This is a genomic window from Pseudoalteromonas sp. BZB3 (assembly GCF_040104455.1).
In the GTDB taxonomy this organism is placed as follows: Bacteria; Pseudomonadota; Gammaproteobacteria; order Enterobacterales; family Alteromonadaceae; genus Pseudoalteromonas.
In genome coordinates this window covers 225404-245930 of record NZ_JBECOS010000009.1, presented here as the reverse complement: position 1 = coordinate 245930, position 20527 = coordinate 225404, and the positions used below count along the sequence as shown (strand labels likewise).

Genomic DNA, 20527 nt, shown 5'->3' with positions numbered 1-20527 from the left:
CTAATAAGACTCTTAAATCAGATGGTGTCTTGTTTGTCCTGAGTATTTTAAGGAATCTTGATATGGCTGAACCTAACTCAATTAAGCATTACCCTGTTGATAATGGAGATATGACTTTAATCCAAATTGGCACAAAAGGAAGTGGAAAAACAATTCTAGTTGATATGAAAATTAGAGACGTTAATGAAGAGCAATACGATGTAGCATCTGATATTTATAACCACTTGCCTACAAATTCTGATGGCGCTCCCTATGTTGATCTGTTTGTTTTGACTCACCCTGATAATGATCACTGTTTAGGGTTTAAAAAATATATACACACTGGCAACCCTAGCGATTGGTCAAAACCTGAAGGTGGTGAGCCTAAAAAAATAGTGATGAACGAGATTTGGTTTTCTGAAATCTGCACTAAAAGAGCATCCAAAAAAATCAAACTTTCCTCTGATGCTAAAGAGTTTAGAACTGAGGCTAAACGAAGAAGGCAACTATTTGAAGATAAAGATTTCAGCCGAGAAACCAACGGTAACAGGTTAAGAGTAGTTGGCATAGATACTGACGATTCAGATAAAAAGGAAAGCTGGAACCTAGAAGGGTTGGTTATTGATAGAGGTGAAGAAGTAAATGTTGGTGCAGGTAAGGCATTAATTTTAGCACCACTTGATAGTGATATTTTCGATGAAGATCACGAGGAAGATAAAAACAATTCCAGTATAGTAATCCGCTGGACAGTAAACGGCACTGAAATACTGCTTGGCGGTGATGCTACCGCTCATATTTGGAAACATATATGGGAAGAGAGAAAGGGTAATACTTCACAATTAACCTATGACATATTGCTAGCTCCACACCACTGTTCATGGCACACCTTAAGTTATGACTCTGCAAGCAAGGTAAAAGACCCAAAAGTTTTACCAGAGGCAATAAACGCTTTATCACAGACTAATTCTGGTGCTTACATTGTATCAAGTAGCAAAGAAATTGATGAAGAACAGTCAGACCCACCAAGTCACTTAGCAAAAAAAGAGTATGTGAAAATGCTTGATAATAAAGCAAGTAGGTTTATTTGTTTAGCTGATTCTGCTACCAAAACAAAGCCACCAAAGCCTAGAGATTTTAAGTTAAGTTACACTGGGGTAAGTTTAGTAGCATTGGCCTCTGTTACTTCGTCTTCTTCTGCTGCTATTCCTAGACAGGATAAGCCTATAAGACATGGCTGAGGAGTATTACGGGATGGACAAAGACCTGCCAACAGCAACAGAAGAAATTCTTAAACAGATTATTAATCACGACAGAGTTAACAAGTCTCAAGTTATTCTCTGCGATGAAAATCGCTTGATAGTTAAATGTGACTGGCAGGTTAACCTTGGAAGCAGAGATGTTGAAAAAGGCATATCTAATAAAGGGGTTAAGGCTACCGAGCCTGTGTGCTGGCACATTCCCTTCGATTTTCCCTCGTCCCCTATATTACCGTCTTTGAGAAAAGACTTTCCTAGAAACTGCTTTCCTCATATAAACCCAAGTCAAGCCTACGATGTTGTGTGGCCGTGTATTACGGAAAGTAGTGTTACTAGTTTTTTATTAGCAAATGGTTTATCGCAATTATTAATTCAACTAGATAGTTGGCTGGATAGAGCTGCTCAAGACAGGTTGATGGTGGAGGAACAGGGCTGGGAACCTATAATATTCAACAATTACGGTGGAAGTTTTACCGATGTCAATAGTGAACTTATTTCATTTGCAGCTACCGAACTAGCAAAGCAGTCTACGAAAGGAAATTTATTCATACTAACTGGTTCCTACGAAGCTTTTAGAGAACGGCCGCCGCACATTCTTGTATCTACTGAAGACATAGGAGTTATGAAATCCAGTATTGAAATAATCCCTGTTATCTTACCTGAATCAAGCGCATCATCGCTATTTCAGAACTTACCTGTTAGAAATCGTAATGAATTAATTTCATTTGCAGCTTCATTGGAAGGAACTCCAAATGTTTCCAGTGAAGTGATCGTTATACCCAAACCCGAATTTACCGTAAGTGAATCGTTAAAATTAAAGCTTGATAGACTTGACTCCAGCCATTCTAAACAAAAAGCGCAAGGCTGTGTTGTAGTCTTTTGCATTCCTAGACCAATAGAATTAATTGGCGGAAATTCTAATATAGAAATAATCCCATTTTTTGTACGATTAACCAGTGAGCAAGGTAAAAACCCTCAAGTCATTCCTCTTTCTTATATCCAAGGTAGTTCAAGGGACGTGTTGCAAAAAGTTTCCCACCATCATAACCGCGATATAAAAAAAGTCGCCTTTCTAGGTGTAGGAAGCGTTGGTTCAAAGCTAGCTCTATCCTTAGCTAGGACAGGTAGCTATGCGTTGCATATAATGGATAAAGGCGATTTTAGACCGCACAATATGGCTCGTCATGGTTTGACTAATATTGGTAGGTGTGAAGGTTGGCCTAAAGCCATATTACTCAAATCTACTGTTGATAATTGGGGTGTCTCAAGCAGTTGCAGCTTTGAAGATTTAAGTAAGAATAGTTTAACTTTTCCTAAAGACTGTGATGTATTAATTGAATCTACTGGAAACGAACTAGTCAGCTATAACTTGGCTGCGATTGGGAAATTACCGGGGCGACTATACCAAGTTGGTTTATACGGTCAGTCAACAATGGGATATTTAGCAATTGAGCCATCATCAAAAAATAGAGAAGTTAAAATTGATGATATTGAGTCTGTTTTGTATACATTAGCTATGCAGGATCCAGATATATCTAGCTCTCTATTTTTTCACAAAGGTGCGGAACGACAAATTGTTGGTCATGGTTGCTCATCTGAAACAACAATAATGCCCGATACAGCACTAAACTTGTGTTGTGCTGCAATTACGGAAAAGATAGATAAATCAATTTATCAAACAAGTGAGTTGACCGTTCACGGAGAACTACACTTGTGTTTTAGGAAGGAAGATAGTTCAATTAATTGGAAATCCTACTCAATCCCTCCGACAACAGAATTAGTGTTTAAGCATGATAATAGACATTGGGATATACGAATTTCTGGTGCAGCAACAAACACTATGTTCGCTCTACAAAAAGCCAAACGTCCCAAAGAAACTGGTGGCGCTATTATTGGTCGCATATGTGAATTAACAGGCAGGATATTTGTTACTGGAGCACTAATGCCCTTTGAACAATCAGTTGAATCACCTGTGGAGTTTTCTTTTAACCAAACACAATTGCATGATTTAGATTGTAAAATTAGAGAATCTAGCCAAGGTCAGATTTATGTCATAGGAACTTGGCATAGCCACATTACTCCATCATTACCCTCTGAACTAGATAGAAAAACTCTTAAAGAGTTAAACAGCTCATTTAATTTACCTGTAACAGTTATGCTAATGTGTAACGGAAAAGATATATTGGTTGTGGAACATGACAGATGAAAAGCAGCAGCTTACGTTTTCAAAATGGCTAGGGTTAGGCTTTTGTGTAATTTACCATATCGCATGGGTCGCTATATTACTCGGTGTCGGATATAACTGGGAATGGGATAGTTTCAGCTCAAGCACCGAGCTTGCTACTCGCTTTGCGTTTATTGGAGCATTGGCTGGCGCATTTTATTGCTTACGCAGTTTATATTTACATGGCTCGGTCCACCGTGACTGGGGGAACGAGTGGATTGCGTGGCATTTAATATGGCCAATAACTTCTGCTATAAGCTCCATATTTGCGTTTGTCATGTTAAAAGCAGGACTTATTGTTTTAGATAGCGATCAACCAGCTAGCGAAATAGAGCAGTTATGGGGGTTTTATTTTATTGCTCTAATTGCAGGGCTTAATGTAGATAAATTTCAAATGAAAATAGAAGAAATGGGCAAAACTCTTTTCGGAGTAGAGCCTTCACGTATGAACAACAAATAGCAAGCTTGTTCAGCAACACATAGGGCAGACACTTTTCTTTTCCTACTAACCATATCCGTCTATGGTCAAAGTTTTTACCTTTGTACTTATCTTCTCCGCATAAAAAAGCACGGCGTACACGCCGTGCTTATCAAGTGATAATAAGATATCGACGACAAATCTATCAGTACTTTTCGTGCTCTTGCCATCCTTATTTAACTCAACTTGGACTGGATATTTAAACAGTAGTCAAGCAACGCGATTTATGCAAAGAATTTGTGCCTGTCCCATTTGGTTCATTCCATTGTGACACGTCCATATTTTCGGAAACCGGCAGCCCCATTTTGCCAAGTTGAACAACTATATTTTTATATAGTGGCTCTGTCTCGGAAACTTGAAAAGAACCAAACAAATTTAAATCTGCCAATTCATAAACAAGGTCAATAGCTTGATATGAGGCACTACTTTCACCCTTATCATCGCCGATTGAGTCTCTATAAGCTGACTCCCACCCAGCAAGGTTACCACTCTCTAGATAGAAGGGCATATTCTTCATAACCGCGATCATATTGCGGTGTGTCTCTTTCATGCCTTCCAGCTGGAATTAAAGCTGAGTTGCTAATGTTGCGATTGCCCTACACAGTGCCATGCCTGATTACACTTAACAATTTAATATCGACCCAATGGGCACTTTTCTCATTGTACTAAACAAAGAGGATAGACACTTTTCTTCGTAATAATTCTGTACCTGCCCAATACTTTTCTTGCAAAGAGCTTGTGCTTGTCCAATTTGTTTTTTGCTTAAAAGCAGCTAAAAAGAATCATTATACTTACTTGACCTGAGAAGGTTCATATGTGTTACGTGTTTTTCATTTGTTCGCAAGCTGCTAAAAGCCTTATTGCATAACTTTCTGCGGAGTCTTTCACCCATGCTTGATTAACTGATATTAACCACCAGAAAGCCATAATTAACGAAAAAGTAATAGCAGCATATATAAATACTGCATCAGTTTGGTTTTTTACGAATTCAGGCTTTACTACGATTAACGAAAGAAATAAAACTGAGAATAGTGCAAGTAGAAATCCGTGACACTTAATACCTAAGCAATTTCTTCTAAAGCCATAACCTATATTTTCTTTGAAAATCATTGAATACTTTTTCTTATCCCTTGTTCTCTCCAAAAGCCACTTTATTGCAGATTCATAATATGAATCTGCAACCTCGGCAGCTGTTGCTTCTACTTCTAGGCTAGGCGCCTGCCAACTGTCAATATTAGACTCAAAGTAACTGTAATATCTTTTCTTTGTTACCTCATCAATAACGTCGTTGTTTTGCCTCAATATATATGTTGTGGGTTTGCCACCCCATGTTTTATATAGATGCTGCTCTAATTTCCTGCCTCGATACCTCACATAGCTTGCCATTGCAGTAAGAAGGCCAAAAACCAGCACCAAACTTAACAAGCCAACGGCAAATTCATAAAGTGCGGGGAATGCAATATAAACAGTTATGGTCGGGGGAAGCAGCGAGAGCAATGCGGGTCTAATCCTCGCATTTAGGCTGTATTCATCAAAGTAGTCAGACAACATTTAGAGCCCAGCCATGGTCTTTTAAGGTCAACTTTATTGTGCCTTTATCTTGCGTTGTAAAAACTTTATTTCCCTGTTTAGATCCAGTCGAGTGCTTTTCATAAAGCTCTAAGGCCTTTTTGTCTGGATGGCCGTGACTATTATCTCCAACAGAAACAATGGTCATTGCGGGCTTAATAGCTCGCATATGGTCTTCGTAATAATACTGGGTGTCGGTGGGATCATCGAAAAATGTTATCGAGCCATGATGTCCTGCCATTAATATTGAGGTGGATAAATCATTCGATGAATAGTCTTGCAGTATCCCGTGCTTCCAAGTTTTAGCATCACAATCTCCAGTTAGAATAGTACTTGACCCTACGCCAGAGCTATTCAAGTGCTCTACTTTAATGACAAGACCTTGCGCATTGGCATTTTTTTCTAGCCGCTCATCCTTAGCACTTAAATAGCGCAGCCTTGTCATTCCTAAATCCTGTCTTGTGAGTTTCTTTTTTTCCTCTGAGCCCACTCGTCGACGCAAGTCCATGTAGTCAGCGTACTCTCTAGAGTTCGTAGTAGTTCCTGGGTGCCCGCTATCCCATATAGATTGAATAGGGAAATCGTTATGTATCTTTTTTATGCCTCTCATATGATCGGCATCTCTATGAGTGCAAATGAAAGCGGAAATACTTGCCCCCCGACCGATAACGCTGCCCAAATAATTCAGCACTCGATCTTCGTTATCGTTTGTAACGTTGCAATCGCAAATGTAATACCTCCCATTTGATGCTTCCATCAACACCATATTCCCTTGGCCAACATCAATAAAATGAATTACTGTATCCAAAATTAATCTTCCTTATTTTTTCGAGCTCGAACTAACGACACATAACGCTCCGCTAAACTGTGAGCTAAGTTGGCGCGTGTTTTTGCATCTTCTTGCAAAAACCGCGACAGCTTACGGAATCCGATTTCAGCGGCTTGTTAGCAGCCGATACGTTAATTGTCCAAATACCTACTATTTTCAAAGTACCTTTCCGTGAGCTCTATCATTTGATTCAATGAGTCAAATACTGCGGTTTGTATTGTAGATAACTCATCGTATGTAGAATTACGGCAACACTCTTTAAACATTACCTCACCATGCGCGATTTGATTTCTCTTATTCTTAACAATAAGTAGCTTTTCTTTATTTGAAGCTGTTATCTTGCCAATACCATAACGCGATAAGATTTTACTTAACTCCCTAGCATCTAAGTTCCCTGAAAAAAGGTTCACTTTTTTCGTCAGTTCTTCAAAAGTTGGAAAATTTAACGAATTATCGATAATTGAGTTTAAATTTAAGTGCTGCTTCCTTTTACCCTCATTAAATAGGTAAAACTCAACAAACAACTTTTTCAATGGCTCAGATAATTCATCATATTTATGGCGAGATACTTTTTCATGAACCCGTTCTAATACCAAAACGGTTGTTGATTCAATTGCATTATATAAAAGCACCATAAAAGCTGATTTAACAATAGCAACTTTATTAATATTACCTGATAGACCCGAAAGTTCCTTAATATGCTCAAGCAATACAGTAGCCTCTACTCGCTTTTCTTCAAAATCATCCTTTACTGTATACACGAGAAAAGCTACCTATTTAAAAGTTTATCTTTCACAAAGTTAATTCGTTTAGTAATTTTATCTGGACTATGTGTTCTATGTGTGCCTGAAATTAATCGTTTGAATTGATGATCTTTAAACCATTCGCTTGCATCTAATTTAGTACTATTAAGCTGTCCTTCTTCTTGAAGAGCTAAATGCACGCCAACTGACACTGCTTCAAAGAATATTCTCGTTATAGAATTACCATTTTTCTTACGAAATCCGTTTTCAAAAACATTATCAACAAACTCAAGCATTTCATTAAATTGCTTCTGTTTAATTTCTTTTTCATCTGGCGTAAATGTTTTATTCTTTGATTCCATATATTCATCAAGAACAACACCAATACCACGTCCAAATGTAGGAAACTTAGGATATAAATCCATCATAGCAAAAAATCTTAATATTAACTCTTCGTGCTCTTGTCTATTAACTACACTTTTTGATAACGGAGCCAATTTGACTAGAAGTTGATTTTTAGCGCACTCTTTGTATATGAAGTCATTAAAAGTTCCAGGGTAAATCCCTTTTCTTTTCTCCATATTTCGTAGTAAATCACTTCCTCGGTTTATACGTTCAAAAAGATCGTTTCTTACTTCCTCTGTAGCTGACTCAGACAGTACGATCATTCTTATGGGAGTGTTTTGTATCTTTTTCTGCCTAGATTTTGGTAAATCGCTAAATTTAAGATCATTTAATTCTGTTAACTTTTCAAGACGTGTTAGTGTTAACTCATCAGATAAATATGCGGCTAATGTTCTAATACGCTGTGAACCATCAACAATTTCAAGTCTTCCGTTAGCATCTTCAGCCATAAATACAATTGGAATTGGTAGTCCCAAAGTGATTGACTCGATCAGTCGAGATTGTCGAACTTCATCCCACACGAAATCTCGTTGATATTCAGGAACGAAGATATCGTTTTCTTCAGTATCAATATCCTTCAGGTACTTTTGAACTAAAAATTCAATTGTGAACTCTCTAGTGTCAAAGTCTACAGTCTTCTTTTCATCTAATATCTGTTTCTCAATACCAGCTAATTTTTCTTCACTAAGCATAATTACTCCTTTTTAAATTATTCCTAAAAGTACACACAAAACTGATAAGGCTACTAACGAATGAGATGGACTCCCCCTTTCTAGGCACTTGTGCCATGTTTAAGGTGCGACACTCAAATAAGAGGAATCCATCATGAATAACATTAAAACACTTGGTATTGATTTAGCAAAAAATTCATTCTCTCTTGTTGGAATGAATGCTCATGGAAAGGTTGTTCTTAGAAAAACATTGTCACGTAAAAAACTACTTGCCTATGTTGCACAACTCAATCCTTGCTTCATCGCCATGGAAGCCTGCTCTGGGGCGCATTATTGGGCCCGTGAGTTCAAACTTCTTGGTCACCAAGTGGCGATTATCGCCGCTAAGTTTATCGAACCTTTTCGTACCGGCGGCAAAAATGATAATAACGATGCAGAAGCAATTTGTGAAGCCGCTATGCGACCTAATATCTGGCATGTTCCTGTAAAAACCGCTGAACAACAAGCTGTTATGACGCTCCATAGAGTTCGCCAAGGCTTAGTTAAAGAGCGCACCTCTATGATTAATCAACTTCGCGGTTTACTGAGTGAATTTGGCATCATCATTCCCAAAGGTCGTTACAGTTTGCATGATGTCATTGGTGATATTTTAGAAGACGCTGATAATAAACTTCCCCATCTTGCTCGAGAGATGACAAGTAATCTATGGCAGCGTATTAAACAAGCAAATGAACAAATACTCAGTTACGACCGAGCTTTATCAAAACAAGTTAGAGAAGACTCTGTCGCTAAACGCTTAATGACCATTCCAGGTGTCGGTGAGCAAGTTGCAACTGCTGTTACAGCCAATGTGCCTGACCCTAGGTTATTCAAAAATAGCCGCCAATTCTGTGCATGGTTAGGATTAGTACCTCGCCAGTTCACCACCGGTGGCAAAATACGACTCGGAAGAATTACTAAGCGTGGTGATAAATATCTCCGAATGTGCCTCGTTCATGGGGCAAGAGCTGTCATGGCAAACTTGAGAGAAAAAGAAGATAAAGTCAGTTGTTGGATACGTGAGCTCATCGCTCGCCGTGGGTATCTAAAAGCCGCTGTCGCATTAGCAGCAAGAAACGCCAGACTTATTTGGACGCTGATGGTCAAACAAGAAGATTACAAGGTCATTAATTAATCTAAATGACTATGCGCCATTTATTAAAGCAACCATTATGAAGTAACACGATTTATTTAGTTTAGAAGATTTACCTGTTTTACCCGAGTCCTGCGAAGGCATCGATGACAATTAGGTCAGACCGAGGAAGCCATAGCCTGTTTATTACGGGTGAGCTTAAAAAGCTCGTCTAACGAATAAGGCACACTTCCTAGCGAATACTCATCTAGGTCCGAGTTTAATACTCAATTAATAGGCCGAATGTAGAGGTGCAGTCTCATATCTAATTATCAAAGGTAAATTCGTTGACAATCGGGGGAGTCCATGTAGCCTTAATAAACGGCGAAAAATAGCAGGCTAAACTAAGCGAAGAATGAGCGCAAGCCTGCTGTTTTGCGTCCACTGTTTAATTAACTTGTTATATTCCCTGACGCTCAAAAGTTAAGGCTGTCTTTCGCAAGCTGCTCTTGTAGTATCTCAAGAGAGTCATAAGATTTCGTTTCTGGATATGGCAATACTTCTTTTTTGTTTGACCAAGTTAAATGAACAACATAAAACTTATTGTCACAAATGACTAAAATATCATCTCTATCTTCTCGCTTTGCGAGAATTTTAGAACTTTTACCATACAACTCATGACCAACAGGTAATTCTGTTGCCATTTCAGTCAACAGTGCCGCTCCGTGTGCAGGACTGAAGTCTTCTATATTGCTCCAAGGTTCAGAGTACATAGGCCTCCATGGGAATATAACAATTTAATATCGACCCAATGAGTCGTTTTTCTACCGAGCCATAGGTCATTTTTCTCATTGCACCAGTTTTATCACAATAACTAACTTGTTGCTACAGTTATATTTTTCAATCATTATAGACATTATGGAAAGGATCAAAACGACCCACAGAGTCGTTTTTTTGACTATGGGAGAAACACAGTGAAACTGTATATAAATACAGTTTTATTTTAGAACTAACTTAATGAGAACTCGTTCACCATTTTTAAACCACATCGTCGAGTTTATGTTGACTAAGCAATATTCACTCAGAACCGTTGATACATACCTTAAGTGGATTTCTTCCTATATTCACTTTCATGGCAAGCGACACCCAGCCTATATGGGAAATAACGAGGTTATCGAATATCTCAACTACCTTGTACTTAAACGTAATCTGTCGCCTAAAACACAAGCGACAGCGTAAAATGCCTTATCTTTTCTGTATAAACAAATCATTAACAGGATTTGTGTCCTAATCTAACGTTTGTAAGAAGCAAGCGCCAATCTAAGTTGCCAATTGTTATGACCCTGAGGAGGTTAAACGTCTCATGTCGTTTCTAAGTAAACGATATTATTTAATTTCAGGTTTCATGTATGGTAGCGGCTTACGTGTAATGGACGCTGTTCAGCTACGTGTTCAGGATATTGACTTTGACTACAAGTGCATTCGGTTCTGGAATAGTAAAGAGAATAAACATCGTGTGGTTACACTCGCTACTGAACTTATACCTTTGCTAAAAATCAAATTGCTCAGGCTGATGAATACTTAAATTAGATTCCCAGAATGAACACTATGCTGGTGTTAGGATGCCAAACGCACTGGCAAGAAAATAACCCAGCGCCAATAAGTCAATTGCTTGGCAGTATCTATTTCCCTCTTATAAGTTAAGTGCTGCTCCTGAAACTGGAGAGATTCGCCGACATCATTTTCATCAAACAGTAGTACGTAAAGCGGTTAAAGAAGCAGCCAAAAAAGCACAAATAACAAAACCTATAACGCCCCACACTTTTAGGCATTCTTTGCGACACAATTGTGTGCAGATATCAGAACCGTGCAGCTCAACTTGATCATTCCGATGTGAAGACAACGCAAATATATACTCATGTTTTACAGCAAGGCGCAAACAGTGTTGTTAGCCCTTTGAGCAAAATTTTCTAGCTTGTTTTGGGGCAGGAATGAGCTAGCTTTTAACGTCCGATTTAGGCACTTAGCTGCCTGTCAGATGAAGTAAAAGCCGATTCAATCGAACTGTAAGATCAAGTCGGAACTAGTACAGTTTATGAACTTTGCAATCGCAACCTTATACCAATAGCTATATTTTAACTTCTTATCTAAAATCAGGATATAAGATATCCAAACCTTTACTACTAATCTGTAAAAGAGTATCTCTTCTCTCAATAGTAGCTTTCAAATGCCCTTAAAACTTGCTTTTCATGGGAATCAGCCTCCGGTAATTTATAAAAAAACAAGCAAATCCATTGCACTCCAGGTTGCACTCCAGAACAAAAGATAAACTAATAAAATATAAATTTAACAATACATTGCTTGCAAAACTAGACTTCCCCCAGCTCCACCAAACGTATAAATCAAGACATCTCCGGATGTCTTTTTTTATACCCACATTTTACTGAACTAACTCTTTTATTGATTCATAATTAAACCCTATCTTCTCATCAACATTTTCTACAGACTATAAACAACCCCAAAACAAAATGTAAATAAATTGTTACTCAAATTATTTATACAAATCATATCCATACCCATTTTGAATACACACAACCAACTGGTCTGACCTTGTTTTATTTTTATTCTAGATTTGCGCAAAAGTGTATCTCAGATTATTTCTAAATAGGCTTAATTTTGAGCAATTAAAGGAAATGTAATCATGAATAAAAGAAATATTTTACTCTCTGCCATGTGTTTGTATGGCATGAATACATACGCTGCAGCTGAGTTAGATATTAACCCAACTGTTGTTGGTGGTATTGAAACACCTGCATACTCTCGTCCTTATCAAGTCGCGCTACTTATGAATGGTCGTCAAGGTTGTGGTGGTACATTAATCGATCCAAATTGGGTTTTAACGGCGGCTCACTGTTTAGACAATGCTTCAACATCAAGTTTAACTGTGCGTGTTGGTGCGCACTCAATCAGCCGAAATGATGGTGTCACATTACGTGTATCTCAGATTATTAACCATGAACGCTGGAATGGCGCAAATGGGATCCGCTCTGGTTATGACATCGCAGTTTTAAAACTGGCTTCACCTGCGCCAAGTCAATATACACCAGCTAAACTTCCTACTGCGGCTATCGAGTCACAATATGCAAGCCCAGGCGATTACGTTACGGTATCGGGTTGGGGTTTAACCTCTAATCGTGGTCGCCCAAGTGATGTACTTCGCGAAGCTGATTTACCCGTTATCACTAATTCAAGCTGTAGTTCACAACTTAGTTTCAATTTGCCTAGCTCAGTGATTTGTGGCGGTGGTGAAGGTGGTCGTTCTGCATGTAATGGAGACAGTGGCGGTCCTTATGCTGTTAGAGTTGGTAATGACTTTTACAGCATAGGTACAGTCAGTTGGGGGCAAGGCTGTCAAGGTGCAACTGCTTTCACAAGAACAACCAGCTTCTTAAATTGGATCAAACAAAAAACTGGAATTATTGACGGTGAAGATAAAAAACCCGTCGCCAATTTTGAGGTCCAAACGGATGCGGCGTCTTTAACTGCAAGTTTCACCAACAAATCTACCGACGATAAAGGTATTACAGGTTATCAATGGTCGTTTGGACAAGGTAATGCGGGTTCAACTCAAACAAACCCAAGCTTTACCTATGCTTCTGCAGGTAGCTACAACGTCACGCTTACAGTAACAGATACCATTGGCCAAACAAGCAGCGTATCTAAAGTCGTTAACTTTATCGTTGATGGTGAATGTAATGCAGCACCTTGGAGTGCAACACAAAGCTATGCACTAGGCGACAAGGTTAGCTACAAAGGATATGAATATGAATCTACTTGGTGGTCTCAGGGTGCTCAGCCAGACTTATACAGCAATGTGTGGCGTCGTGGTGCAAAATGTGATGGTAACGTTGTAGACCCCGCACCTGTTGCTGACTTCTCAGTGGCGACGGAACAATTAACAGCAACACTCACCAGCACGAGCACAGATAACGGTCAAATCGTTAGCACTCGCTGGATTGTCAACGGTGAAAGCTACCAAGGTAGTGTTGTGTCGCACACTTTTGCACAAGCAGGCAGTTATTCAGTGACTTTAAGTGTTACTGATGACAAAGGCCAAACCGCTCAAAAAACTAAAACTATCTCAGTCTCTGAAAATGTCGATACCTGTAAAGGCACACCGGCTTGGTCAGAAAGTACCGTGTACTTACAAGGCCAAAGAGTGAGTTTAAACGGAGTAATTTACGAGGCTAAATGGTGGGTACAAGATGAAAACCCTGCATCTTCTGGACCTTGGGGACCTTGGAAAACAATTGGTCAATGTAGCTAAGCTGATTAAAGAATTCTTTTAATCATTTTAAGTCCCGTGTAACCTAAAGGAAATATATAACCATATTTTCTGCGACATGGGACTTAGTCAACAAGTAAAAGCCGATTTAACACGCCTTGGCGAGCGTATACAAAAAACTTTTTTAGCAATCAAAGCTGAACTACCAGAAAAAGCCAAAACCATTGGTGGATTTGCTCGGTATTTAGATTATAACCGCTCTAATAGCCAACGCTTTTTTACTGCCTGTAAAGCAAGTGATGGTTTACAAGTATTAGTAGAGTTGCCCGGTTTACAAGCTTTGGTACTCATGCAGCAAAAGTTGACACCGCTTATCCCTGCCCCTTTGCTGAAACAGCTAAAACAAGTTACCGACTTATTTGAACAGTGCCTCAACCAACATGCTTCAAGTCATGCGCAACTCAAACGCATGCTATCGACTGCTAAACAGAAAACACAAAATACCACGCACGGTGATGACCACAAAGCGCAGCTTTATTATGCCGCTAAGTCTCTACTTCGATTCAGCGTCGAAGAAGTTTTCTGTATTTATATACTCAGAGAGAACAAAGCAACCCCTGCTTTTTTACAAGAGGTTGCGTTGATAAGTAAATCTGGCATTAAACGTGAAGCCGGTGCAGTGCCTTTTGTGCAGTTTTATACTCACCCTAATCCTGATAACTTTACTCAACCACTGAATATTTCTCAGCAGAGTCGATTAGAGACCAATCTTTTTACCATTGGTGTATCTGAAGAGTACTCGACGCCTGGGTTTTTAAATGCGTTTAGTACCTTTTCGCCGAGTAATTCAGGTTTAGTGTTTGACCCACTCCCAAGTGACAGTTGCGATGCAACCTTTGTGGTCAATAACCCTGATGAAGTGATGAACCCGCTCAATCAAAACAGTCCTTGCAGTTCCACCAGCTTATCAATTAAAAACCCAACTAAAGCCATGACCATGTTAGTGCTGATAGAAAAACAAATTGATAAATGTAGTACCGTAAATATTGGCTGCTATCACAACAATCAAAAGGTAGAAGACGGCAAGTTAAAAGCAAGTGATATGTGGACTGAACGATTTCCAGAATTTCCTGAGCTCAAAATTTCTCAAACCACAGATAATTTGGCGCACTTTCAATTGCAGCAAGATCACAAAGAAAAACTGCGCTATTTATTAGATATCGCGCAAGTCGATATCGAAGACTACATTTGCTACTCAACCCATGTGAACTTTCCTATTTGGTCGAGCACTTACCGTATATATTTTGAACACCAGTAAACCTTTCTAACACTACTTTTCACTTTAAATTACTAAGTAAGCACACAATGTGCTTACTCTCCAGCACCAAAATCACCTATAACTAATTGTTAAATAGAGATATTTACAATTCTAATTTACTTATTTCACAAACTTTCACATATCTTTAGTCTCACATGAGAATAAAAATTGTACATATGCTTTAAGTGCTGATAGCCTAGTAGGTATCTCAGATACACTTTGAGATATAAAATAATAAAATACAACAACAGGGTGTTCTCTTATGAACTTAAGATTATCAGCAATTATGCAAGGACTCGTTGCGAGTTCTCTTTTACTCTCAGGTAACTCTTTTGCCAATCAGGTGAATGAAGACGAAGTTGAAAAGATTCAGGTTACAGGTTCTCGTATTGCGCGTACTAGTGCGCAAATGACAACACCAACAACCATGATTGATGCAAAAGAAATCGCGCAATCGGGTGTAAAGAATATTGGCGACTTAATGCATAAACTGCCCGCTATGATCAGTGGTGTAGGTTCAACTACGGCGACAGGCAATGGCACAGGCCTTCAGTCTGCAGGTCAAGAACTCATAAACTTACGTGGCTTAGGCACAGAACGAAGCTTGGTGCTTGTAAATGGTCGTCGTCATGTATCGGGTGATGCCGGTAATTCTGCTGTCGACATTTCTATGATCCCGACTTCACTTATTGAGCGTGTCGAAATTATTACTGGCGGTGCATCAGCTATTTATGGTGCTGACGCGGTAACTGGTGTAGTCAACTTTATTATGAAGAAGGACTTCACTGGGTTTGAACTTGACGCATCTTATGCACAAAGCGCTGAAGACGATGCAAAGAGCAATGATATTTCGCTTACTTGGGGTGCAGATTTTGCAGATAGTGCGGGTAATGTTACTTTCCACGTCAGTTATTCAGACCGCGATGCGCTCTCAGTTACGGCGCGTGACTATGCCAATAAGAACCACTCTTTTTTACCAAACCCTGAAAATACAGGGCCTAATGACGGTATTTCAGATACTGTATTTGTAGAAGATTTACGTTTCCAAGCGCTCAGCGCCGAGGGCTTAATCTACTTACCTAATAGTAACTACTTCTTTGGCGATGCCCCTATCAGCCAGATCCCTGTACCCACATTCGCAAATGATCCTATTGCATTTCCGTTTGGTCATGTAGGTTACGACACATTTACCATCGACCGCGAAGATGGTCATTTTAGGCCTTTCCAAAATGGTGATTTCTGTGATGGTCCGGTTACTTGCTCTAACGGTGACGGATTTAGGATCTCTGAAACTAACTATGCCATTGCGCCTAGTGAAAGACTATTAATGAATTTAGGCTCTCGATACGATCTGAGTGACGATGTTAGCCTTTATCTTGATAGTAAATACGGTAAGGTCGAGTCTTTTGCGATTGGCCAAGCAAGTATTTTTCACGATGATAACTTCGGTCCATTGATCAGCTTAAAGCAAGATAACCCGTTTATACCAAGTGAATTAAGAACATTAATGCAAGAGCGTAATGTGCAAGATGCCGCATTAGCAGTGGTCGGTTTGCCATCAAGCTCTGAAAACATTCGTGAAACTATGCAGATCACTATAGGTGCTGAAGGATCATTTGCTGATTACGATTTTGATACTTATGTGCAACACGGCAGAGTCACCGCTGATATTTATGAGCTCACAACATTCAATGAGCGCTACTACCGCTCACTAGATGCAACCACAGATGCTAGTGGAAATGCCATTTGTCGTGATACCAGCGATCCTGCCTGTGTGCCGTATAACCCTATCTTCAAACAAGCCAGTCAGGCGGCATTAGACTACGCCGGTGTGAAACTGCATAACAAACAAGAGATGGAGCAAACCATTGCCAGTTTTGTGTTTCATGGTGACTTAGTAGATACCGATTTGGGCCCTATTGCATTTGCAGCAGGTCTTGAATACCGAAACGAGCGTTCGCTTTCTGATCCTGATCCTCTCACTCAAGGACGTGATGAAAATGGCGTAGGCCTTGGTCTAGTAGGCACAACAACAGGTCAAACCCCTGCTACTAATAGCTTTTTTAGTACTGTAGAAGGTAGCTATAACGTAAAAGAAATTTTTGGTGAAGTCAGCGTGCCTTTATTGGCAGACTTGCCCTTAATTGAATCGCTTGATCTAGAAGTGGCTGCACGCTATGCCGATCACAGTATCACTGGTGGTGATAGCACCTATAAAGCGTCTTTAAATTGGCAGTTTGGTTATGATATTGGCTCTCGTGCTAGTTATTCTCGTGCAGTACGTGCTCCGAATATTCAAGAATTGTTTGCGCCGGCTTCTTCAGGTGCAGCCCGTTTAGTCGACCCATGTCACAAAGATAATTTAGATGCAGAGCCCGCTGTTGCTGCAAATCGTAAAGCAAACTGTGAGTTGTTAGGCTTAGATGCTGAATTTACCTCAAACGCGTCATTTGGTACTGTGCTGACACACACTACCGGTAACACCGAACTCAAACCAGAAACAGCTGATACCTTTACGCTAGGTTTGACTTATTCGCCTAATGCTAACCTAAATATTGCTGTTGATTACTGGGATATTGAAATCACAGATGCCATCACGCAAATTGATGGCAGTGATATCTTGTCGAACTGTGTTGATGGCAGTCAGCTTGATGACGCATTTTGTAGCAAGGTGAAACGCGCTGAAAACGGCAACATTTTATTTGTTGGCGTTAATGCCGTAAACGCCGCTCGCTTCTCAGCAAAAGGCGTTGATTTAGAAACCGCATTACGTTACGAAACTGGTTTTGGGCAACTCAGCTTCAGAGTCAATGCCTCATACCTAGCTGAACGCATTAACGAGCAAAACCCGAAAGCAGGTTTACCTATCGAGAACGCAGCAGGCTCAGTGACTTACCCTCGTGTAAGAGCAAACTTCAGTACTTCTTACACCTACAACGATCTAACAGCAAGTTTAAATAGCAACTATGTTGGCAGTTCTACATTTGATAAAACGCGCTCTGATGAGTACTACCCTTCTGCGTTTGCAAATAAAGTAGGTAGCTACACCAGCCATGACCTGCAAATTAACTATCAATGGCTTGACTCTTTATCTATGTATTTAGGCGTCAATAACCTCACTGATAAACGACCTCCAAGATTACCAGGACTTAACCAAGGCAGTCTTTTATATGATGTGATAGGAAGAAACTATCGCTTAGGTCTTAAATACCAATTTTAATCGAAACCCAAGTGAGCAACCTTATTCAACGGGGGGTTGCTCGCTTATTTTTAACCAAAGCAAGTGTGAATAAATATGATCAGACAATCTTTACTTACCTGTGCGGTACTCTCGCTTTTGAGCGCGTGTAACACGACTTCTTCCCCACAAAACCTAGAGGTTAAGCCAGCCGCAAGTGTCCAAGCATTTAAACATTATAGTGCTGAAACTTTCTACGATACTGTTAACGTCATGGGCAGTAGCTTTTCTAATGATGGGAAAAGCATTTTAGTCAGTAGTGATGAAACAGGCATTTTCAACCTGTATCAAGTAGATACTAAAACAGGTAATAAAACGCAACTGACCAATAATACCGATACCACATACCCTGTTGGCTATTTTCCAAATGATGATCGCGTTTTGTTTACCAAAGACGCTGGTGGTAATGAGTTATTTCACTTATATGTTCGTGAACTAGATGGCTCAGTAAAGGATTTAACTCCTGGACCTAAGACACGTGCAACTATGTTCGGTTTTTCAGGCGATAATAGTCATTTTTACGTGCAGAGTAACGAACGTGATATGCGTTTTATGGATTTATACAAGTACGACACTAAAACTTACAAACGTACTTTATTATATAAAAACGAGTCTGGTTTAAACATTCAAGCGGTCAGCCCTGATGAACGCTATTTTGTATTGAGTAAATCAAATAGTAATAAAGATTCTGACTTATTCTTGGTTGATAACCAAGCTAAAGGTCAAAAACCAGTTTTACTCTCTAACGTAGAGCATGATGCAACGTTTTCAGCTAATTCATTCTCTAAAGATGGTCAAACGCTATATTACCTCACAAATGCCCATGGTGAATTTGCACAAATTTGGGAATACAATTTAACGACCCAAGCGCATAAACCTTATTTGGTTGCAGACTGGGATATCACTAATATGTATTTCTCAGAATCAGGGCGTTACCGCGTTCATTTTGTTAATGAAGATTCAATGACAAAATTGGTCGCCACCGATTTAAATACGCAAAAAACCATCCAGATGCCAGAATTACCCGCTGGTAATTTAAGAAGTGTTAACTTCTCTAAAGACGAGCAGAAAATTTCTTTTTATCTGACATCAGATACCTCTCCACACAACTTATATGTTTGGCAATTCGGTGCTCAACAAGCAACTCAGTTAACTTCTTCATTGAATAAAGCCATAGATGAAAAGCACTTAGTAACCAGTACCATAGAGCGCTTTAACAGCTTTGACGGTTTAGAAGTCCCAGGAGTAATGTATAAACCAAAGCAAGCATCTAAAGCTTCTCCTGTGCCAGTTGTTATTTTTGTTCATGGTGGTCCAGGTGGACAAAGTGTCAGAGGCTACCGACCTGAAATCCAACATTTAGTGAATCATGGCTATGCCGTATATGCCATCAATAACCGTGGTAGTAGTGGATATGGTAAGACCTTCTTTCATTTAGATGATAAGAAACATGGCAAAGATGACTTAAATGATCTTATTTGGGGTAAAAAATACCTACAAAGCTTAGATTGGGTTAATAAAGACAAAATCGGCATTATGGGTGGCAGTTACGGTGGTTATTTAACGGCTGCTGCATTGGCCTTTGCACCAGAAGAGTTTGAAGTCGGAATTAACATATTCGGCGTCACAAATTGGGTCAGAACGCTTAAGTCTATTCCACCTTGGTGGGAAAGCTTCCGTAAAGCTTTATATGACGAAATGGGTGATCCTGCAACAGATGAGGCAAGGCATAGAGCTATCTCCCCGCTATTCCATGCACATAATATTGTGAAGCCATTAATGGTTGTGCAAGGTGCAAACGATCCTCGCGTCTTACAGGTTGAAAGTGATGAACTGGTTGAAGCGGTTAAGAAGAATGGCACACCAGTTGAGTACGTGCTATTCCCAGACGAAGGCCACGGTTTTACTAAAAAGAAAAACCGCATCACGGCATCTGACGCTTACTTAAAGTTTTTACAATCCCATTTATAAAATAGTTACCCGTCAACAAAGCCAAGGCAATTCATAGTCTTGGCTTTTTTAGCTCCAAACTCTTCATTTATTGTGCTAGTAATCTGCCCATATTTAATGTAAAAAGCACCCTTTGATTTAAACATGATAATAATGTTTATTTGTATTTAACTATTTTGTAGTAGGTATAAATGAGTAAAACCCTGTGTGAGTGGAAAAGAAAAGACATCGAAAGCAAACTATCTCAGCTTGGAGATATTGTTTCACCCAGTCACTTTATTTGTAAAAAATGCGCCCGTTCAGCAAGCGATAAAAAGTACCTATGCAAAGGTACAAAACTGAAATAATCATTCGCATTCTTACTTATAGTTGTACCTAAATTTTTATTGCATACCATTTTTTAGTCGGTGAGCTTTAATGAGATTGATTGCGCTTTTTGCTTAACTGGATTTTTGCGTTTTTTCTCGCCTA

14 protein-coding genes and 1 pseudogene are annotated in these 20527 nt (G+C 39.4%); 9 read left to right on the top strand and 6 right to left on the bottom strand.

The genetic code is table 11. From position 1 onward, the window contains the following. The first annotated feature begins 62 nt into the window (after positions 1-62). The 3 genes from ABMY35_RS09285 to ABMY35_RS09275 are packed head-to-tail and all read left to right on the top strand — an operon-like array spanning position 63 to position 3919. On the top strand, positions 63-1217 hold the full coding sequence (locus tag ABMY35_RS09285; RefSeq protein WP_349285948.1) for a hypothetical protein: 1155 nt from the start codon (positions 63-65) through the stop codon (positions 1215-1217). Next, positions 1210-3441, top strand: a complete 2232-nt coding sequence (locus ABMY35_RS09280) for a Mov34/MPN/PAD-1 family protein (RefSeq protein WP_349285947.1) — start codon at positions 1210-1212, stop codon at positions 3439-3441. The genes ABMY35_RS09285 and ABMY35_RS09280 overlap by 8 nt, the downstream gene beginning before the upstream one ends. Continuing rightward, a complete protein-coding gene (locus ABMY35_RS09275; RefSeq protein WP_349285946.1) occupies positions 3431-3919 on the top strand; it encodes a hypothetical protein in 489 nt (162 codons plus the stop codon). Before ABMY35_RS09280 ends, ABMY35_RS09275 begins: the two co-directional genes overlap by 11 nt. A 217-nt stretch (positions 3920-4136) precedes the next feature. Here the strand turns inward: ABMY35_RS09275 and ABMY35_RS09270 are convergent, their stop codons facing one another. The 5 genes from ABMY35_RS09270 to ABMY35_RS09250 form a co-directional block, all read right to left on the bottom strand. Further along, the gene (locus ABMY35_RS09270; protein WP_349285945.1) at positions 4137-4487 is read right to left on the bottom strand and encodes a hypothetical protein; all 351 of its coding nucleotides are present in this window, start codon (positions 4485-4487) and stop codon (positions 4137-4139) included. Positions 4488-4756: 269 nt separating this feature from the next. Further along, positions 4757-5488 (bottom strand): hypothetical protein, encoded by a 732-nt coding sequence (locus ABMY35_RS09265; RefSeq protein WP_349285944.1) that lies wholly within the window; start codon positions 5486-5488, stop codon positions 4757-4759. Then, positions 5478-6314: a hypothetical protein gene (locus ABMY35_RS09260; RefSeq protein ID WP_349285943.1), complete on the bottom strand. Its 837-nt coding sequence runs from the start codon at positions 6312-6314 to the stop codon at positions 5478-5480. Before ABMY35_RS09260 ends, ABMY35_RS09265 begins: the two co-directional genes overlap by 11 nt. Positions 6315-6466: 152 nt before the next feature. Continuing rightward, positions 6467-7096, bottom strand: coding sequence for an MAE_28990/MAE_18760 family HEPN-like nuclease (locus ABMY35_RS09255; protein ID WP_349285942.1), 630 nt, complete (start codon positions 7094-7096; stop codon positions 6467-6469). 8 nt (positions 7097-7104) lie between these two features. Further along, entirely contained in the window at positions 7105-8175 is a 1071-nt protein-coding gene (locus tag ABMY35_RS09250; RefSeq protein ID WP_349285941.1) for a DUF262 domain-containing protein, read from the bottom strand. Between the two features lie 133 nt (positions 8176-8308). On the opposite strand from ABMY35_RS09250, the gene ABMY35_RS09245 reads away from it, so the two are divergent. Further along, positions 8309-9328 carry an IS110 family transposase gene (locus tag ABMY35_RS09245; protein ID WP_349285940.1) on the top strand — a complete coding sequence of 340 codons (1020 nt, stop codon included), beginning with the start codon at positions 8309-8311 and terminating at the stop codon, positions 9326-9328. Between the two features lie 413 nt (positions 9329-9741). Here ABMY35_RS09245 and ABMY35_RS09240 read toward each other — a convergent pair whose 3' ends face one another. Then, on the bottom strand, positions 9742-10038 hold the full coding sequence (locus ABMY35_RS09240) for a hypothetical protein (RefSeq protein WP_349285939.1): 297 nt from the start codon (positions 10036-10038) through the stop codon (positions 9742-9744). A gap of 244 nt (positions 10039-10282) precedes the next feature. Here ABMY35_RS09240 and ABMY35_RS09235 point away from each other — a divergent pair. The 5 genes and pseudogenes from ABMY35_RS09235 (at position 10283) to ABMY35_RS09215 (ending at position 20077) form a co-directional block, all read left to right on the top strand. Beyond that, positions 10283-11239: pseudogene (locus ABMY35_RS09235) on the top strand (integron integrase). A gap of 727 nt (positions 11240-11966) precedes the next feature. After that, the gene (locus ABMY35_RS09230; protein ID WP_349285938.1) at positions 11967-13592 is read left to right on the top strand and encodes a trypsin-like serine protease; all 1626 of its coding nucleotides are present in this window, start codon (positions 11967-11969) and stop codon (positions 13590-13592) included. A 76-nt stretch (positions 13593-13668) separates the two neighbouring features. Continuing rightward, on the top strand, positions 13669-14868 hold the full coding sequence (locus ABMY35_RS09225) for a hypothetical protein (RefSeq protein ID WP_349285937.1): 1200 nt from the start codon (positions 13669-13671) through the stop codon (positions 14866-14868). Between the two features lie 262 nt (positions 14869-15130). Continuing rightward, complete coding sequence (locus tag ABMY35_RS09220; protein ID WP_349285936.1) at positions 15131-18088, top strand: TonB-dependent receptor; 2958 nt, start codon at positions 15131-15133, stop codon at positions 18086-18088. Positions 18089-18163: 75 nt separating this feature from the next. Beyond that, on the top strand, positions 18164-20077 hold the full coding sequence (locus ABMY35_RS09215) for an alpha/beta fold hydrolase (RefSeq protein WP_349285935.1): 1914 nt from the start codon (positions 18164-18166) through the stop codon (positions 20075-20077). Positions 20078-20527 lie beyond the last annotated feature (450 nt).

Coding starts and splice junctions, on each gene's coding strand:
- ABMY35_RS09285 (WP_349285948.1), top strand. CDS start 63: ATGGCTGAACCTAACTCAATTAAGCATTACCCTGTTGATAATGGAGAT.
- ABMY35_RS09280 (WP_349285947.1), top strand. CDS start 1,210: ATGGCTGAGGAGTATTACGGGATGGACAAAGACCTGCCAACAGCAACA.
- ABMY35_RS09275 (WP_349285946.1), top strand. CDS start 3,431: ATGACAGATGAAAAGCAGCAGCTTACGTTTTCAAAATGGCTAGGGTTA.
- ABMY35_RS09270 (WP_349285945.1), bottom strand. CDS start 4,487: ATGAAAGAGACACACCGCAATATGATCGCGGTTATGAAGAATATGCCC.
- ABMY35_RS09265 (WP_349285944.1), bottom strand. CDS start 5,488: ATGTTGTCTGACTACTTTGATGAATACAGCCTAAATGCGAGGATTAGA.
- ABMY35_RS09250 (WP_349285941.1), bottom strand. CDS start 8,175: ATGCTTAGTGAAGAAAAATTAGCTGGTATTGAGAAACAGATATTAGAT.
- ABMY35_RS09245 (WP_349285940.1), top strand. CDS start 8,309: ATGAATAACATTAAAACACTTGGTATTGATTTAGCAAAAAATTCATTC.
- ABMY35_RS09240 (WP_349285939.1), bottom strand. CDS start 10,038: ATGTACTCTGAACCTTGGAGCAATATAGAAGACTTCAGTCCTGCACAC.
- ABMY35_RS09230 (WP_349285938.1), top strand. CDS start 11,967: ATGAATAAAAGAAATATTTTACTCTCTGCCATGTGTTTGTATGGCATG.
- ABMY35_RS09225 (WP_349285937.1), top strand. CDS start 13,669: ATGGGACTTAGTCAACAAGTAAAAGCCGATTTAACACGCCTTGGCGAG.
- ABMY35_RS09220 (WP_349285936.1), top strand. CDS start 15,131: ATGAACTTAAGATTATCAGCAATTATGCAAGGACTCGTTGCGAGTTCT.
- ABMY35_RS09215 (WP_349285935.1), top strand. CDS start 18,164: ATGATCAGACAATCTTTACTTACCTGTGCGGTACTCTCGCTTTTGAGC.